The organism is Pseudomonas sp. JC1203 (assembly GCF_056175065.1).
In genome coordinates this window covers 1-1,128 of the sequence record NZ_JBWCAM010000043.1, presented here as the reverse complement: position 1 = coordinate 1,128, position 1,128 = coordinate 1, and the positions used below count along the sequence as shown (strand labels likewise).

The window sequence follows — 1,128 nt, the reverse complement described above, 5'->3', positions numbered from 1 at the left end:
AGGTGAGAGCGGTGAATGGCAGGTTGTTCGGCAGCAGTGTTGATAAGCACGTGTAGCAGCAGAACCGCCATTCACCTCTCCGCTCTGGCTACAAGCCCGAACAGTTGAACGAGCCGACCTCGAACATCACAAGCATGGGCATCACCAGAGTGCTCTCATCCTTGAGTGTAAGAGGTGTTCCCCATGATTTCCTGGCTCGGTATCGACGTCGCTAAATCCTCCCTCGCAGTTTGGCTTCGCCCCCAAGACATCAGCTTCAATGTCCCCAATAACTCAACAGGTTATGCTCATCTGATCGAAAAGCTGAGCGGTTGCGACGTGCAGAAGGTCCTGCTTGAGGCGACCGGCGGCTACGAACGGGGGGTGATGGCGGCCCTTCGCCTGGCTGGCTTTACCGTCGTGCGCGTAAACCCTCGCCGTGCCCGGGCGTTTGCCGAGGCGATCGGTAAGCAAGCCAAGACAGACCCCATCGATGCCCAGGTCCTGGCGCAGTTTGCCGAAACTTTGAAGGCGGCCAAACCCCAGCAGGATTCGGCGCCGACCCAGTTTTTACGGGAGCTGGTACAGCAGCGCGAGCGCTTCGTACAGCAACGCGACGACGACAGACGCCGTCTGAAACAGGCCCAATCCCCCAGGATAATCGAGCTGCTGGAAGGCCATATCGCCTTCCTGAAAGCGCAGATCCTGGAGCTGGAAAAGGCCATCGAGCAAACGATGCAGGCACTTGATGCGCCCAAGGTGGCGCAACTGACGTCAGTCAAAGGTCTCGGCACGATCACCGCGGCCAGCCTGATGGCTTACCTGCCAGAACTGGGCGAGTTGGACCGGCACCAGATAGCGGGGCTGGCGGGCCTGGCCCCCTATAACAACGACAGTGGCAACTTCAAAGGCAAGCGCAAGATCTGCGGCGGGCGCAGTGCGGTGCGGCGAGTGCTGTACATGTCGTGCTGGACAGTCATCCGCTACGACGCCTCGTTCAAGGCGCGCTACGAGGGGCTGCGCGATAAAGGCAAGTGCGCAAAAGTGGCGCTGGTGGCGTGCATGCGGGTGCTGCTGATCCGGCTTAACGCCATGCTGCGCGAGGGCACAGCATGGCGGACGTAATTAACTGGGCAAGACAGTTGCTGC

At 59.9% G+C, this 1,128-nt stretch carries 1 protein-coding gene; it reads left to right on the top strand.

Annotated features, from left to right (window positions below; all coding sequences use genetic code 11):
- Positions 1–183: 183 nt before the first annotated feature.
- Positions 184–1,104 (top strand): IS110 family transposase, encoded by a 921-nt coding sequence (locus tag AC0SZ7_RS31465; protein WP_475507977.1) that lies wholly within the window; start codon positions 184–186, stop codon positions 1,102–1,104.
- The last annotated feature ends 24 nt before the right edge of the window (positions 1,105–1,128 follow it).